General features: G+C 51.7%; 1 rRNA gene. It reads left to right on the forward strand.

Features of this window, described 5'->3' with window-relative positions:
- Positions 1-121: 121 nt before the first annotated feature.
- Positions 122-3,013 (forward strand): 23S ribosomal RNA (locus CGA22_RS26975).
- Positions 3,014-3,032: the final 19 nt, after the last annotated feature.

Below are 3,032 nucleotides of genomic sequence, written 5' to 3' on the forward strand. Positions count from 1 at the left end.
ACGTTACTTTCACTGGTAACGGATCAGGCTAAGGTAAAATTTGTGAGTTGCTCTCATGAGCAAGATCGAATTTTCGGCGAATGTCGTCTTCACAGTATAACCAGATTGCTTGGGGTTATATGGTCAAGTGAAGAAGCGCATACGGTGGATGCCTTGGCAGTCAGAGGCGATGAAAGACGTGGTAGCCTGCGAAAAGCTTCGGGGAGTCGGCAAACAGACTTTGATCCGGAGATGTCTGAATGGGGGAACCCAGCCATCATAAGATGGTTATCTTGTACTGAATACATAGGTGCAAGAGGCGAACCAGGGGAACTGAAACATCTAAGTACCCTGAGGAAAAGAAATCAACCGAGATTCCCTTAGTAGTGGCGAGCGAACGGGGACTAGCCCTTAAGCTTCTTTGATTTTAGCGGAACGCTCTGGAAAGTGCGGCCATAGTGGGTGATAGCCCTGTACGCGAAAGGATCTTAGAAGTGAAATCGAGTAGGACGGAGCACGAGAAACTTTGTCTGAATATGGGGGGACCATCCTCCAAGGCTAAATACTACTGACTGACCGATAGTGAACTAGTACCGTGAGGGAAAGGCGAAAAGAACCCCGGAGAGGGGAGTGAAATAGATCCTGAAACCGTATGCGTACAAGCAGTGGGAGCCCACTTTGTTGGGTGACTGCGTACCTTTTGTATAATGGGTCAGCGACTTATTTTCAGTGGCGAGCTTAACCGAATAGGGGAGGCGTAGCGAAAGCGAGTCTTAATAGGGCGTCTAGTCGCTGGGAATAGACCCGAAACCGGGCGATCTATCCATGGGCAGGTTGAAGGTTAGGTAACACTGACTGGAGGACCGAACCGACTACCGTTGAAAAGTTAGCGGATGACCTGTGGATCGGAGTGAAAGGCTAATCAAGCTCGGAGATAGCTGGTTCTCCTCGAAAGCTATTTAGGTAGCGCCTCATGTATCACTGTAGGGGGTAGAGCACTGTTTCGGCTAGGGGGTCATCCCGACTTACCAAACCGATGCAAACTCCGAATACCTACAAGTGCCGAGCATGGGAGACACACGGCGGGTGCTAACGTCCGTCGTGAAAAGGGAAACAACCCAGACCGTCAGCTAAGGTCCCAAAGTTATGGTTAAGTGGGAAACGATGTGGGAAGGCTTAGACAGCTAGGAGGTTGGCTTAGAAGCAGCCACCCTTTAAAGAAAGCGTAATAGCTCACTAGTCGAGTCGGCCTGCGCGGAAGATGTAACGGGGCTCAAACCATACACCGAAGCTACGGGTATCACGTAAGTGATGCGGTAGAGGAGCGTTCTGTAAGCCTGTGAAGGTGAGTTGAGAAGCTTGCTGGAGGTATCAGAAGTGCGAATGCTGACATGAGTAACGACAATGGGTGTGAAAAACACCCACGCCGAAAGACCAAGGTTTCCTGCGCAACGTTAATCGACGCAGGGTTAGTCGGTCCCTAAGGCGAGGCTGAAAAGCGTAGTCGATGGAAAACAGGTTAATATTCCTGTACTTCTGGTTATTGCGATGGAGGGACGGAGAAGGCTAGGCCAGCTTGGCGTTGGTTGTCCAAGTTTAAGGTGGTAGGCTGGAATCTTAGGTAAATCCGGGATTCTAAGGCCGAGAGCTGATGACGAGTTACCCTTTGGGTGACGAAGTGGTTGATGCCATGCTTCCAAGAAAAGCTTCTAAGCTTCAGGTAACCAGGAACCGTACCCCAAACCGACACAGGTGGTTGGGTAGAGAATACCAAGGCGCTTGAGAGAACTCGGGTGAAGGAACTAGGCAAAATGGCACCGTAACTTCGGGAGAAGGTGCGCCGGTGAGGGTGAAGCACTTGCTGCGTAAGCCCACGCCGGTCGAAGATACCAGGCCGCTGCGACTGTTTATTAAAAACACAGCACTCTGCAAACACGAAAGTGGACGTATAGGGTGTGACGCCTGCCCGGTGCCGGAAGGTTAATTGATGGGGTTAGCTAACGCGAAGCTCTTGATCGAAGCCCCGGTAAACGGCGGCCGTAACTATAACGGTCCTAAGGTAGCGAAATTCCTTGTCGGGTAAGTTCCGACCTGCACGAATGGCGTAACGATGGCGGCGCTGTCTCCACCCGAGACTCAGTGAAATTGAAATCGCTGTGAAGATGCAGTGTATCCGCGGCTAGACGGAAAGACCCCGTGAACCTTTACTATAGCTTTGCACTGGACTTTGAATTTGCTTGTGTAGGATAGGTGGGAGGCTTTGAAGCGTGGACGCCAGTCTGCGTGGAGCCATCCTTGAAATACCACCCTGGCAACTTTGAGGTTCTAACTCAGGTCCGTTATCCGGATCGAGGACAGTGTATGGTGGGTAGTTTGACTGGGGCGGTCTCCTCCTAAAGAGTAACGGAGGAGTACGAAGGTGCGCTCAGACCGGTCGGAAATCGGTCGTAGAGTATAAAGGCAAAAGCGCGCTTGACTGCGAGACAGACACGTCGAGCAGGTACGAAAGTAGGTCTTAGTGATCCGGTGGTTCTGTATGGAAGGGCCATCGCTCAACGGATAAAAGGTACTCCGGGGATAACAGGCTGATACCGCCCAAGAGTTCATATCGACGGCGGTGTTTGGCACCTCGATGTCGGCTCATCACATCCTGGGGCTGAAGCCGGTCCCAAGGGTATGGCTGTTCGCCATTTAAAGTGGTACGCGAGCTGGGTTTAGAACGTCGTGAGACAGTTCGGTCCCTATCTGCCGTGGACGTTTGAGATTTGAGAGGGGCTGCTCCTAGTACGAGAGGACCGGAGTGGACGAACCTCTGGTGTTCCGGTTGTCACGCCAGTGGCATTGCCGGGTAGCTATGTTCGGAAAAGATAACCGCTGAAAGCATCTAAGCGGGAAACTTGCCTCAAGATGAGATCTCACTGGAGCCTTGAGCTCCCTGAAGGGCCGTCGAAGACTACGACGTTGATAGGCAGGGTGTGTAAGCGCTGTGAGGCGTTGAGCTAACCTGTACTAATTGCCCGTGAGGCTTGACCATATAACACCCAAGCAATTTG

Source organism: Pseudomonas sp. PSB18 (assembly GCF_014596565.1).
Classification (GTDB): domain Bacteria; phylum Pseudomonadota; class Gammaproteobacteria; order Pseudomonadales; family Pseudomonadaceae; genus Aquipseudomonas.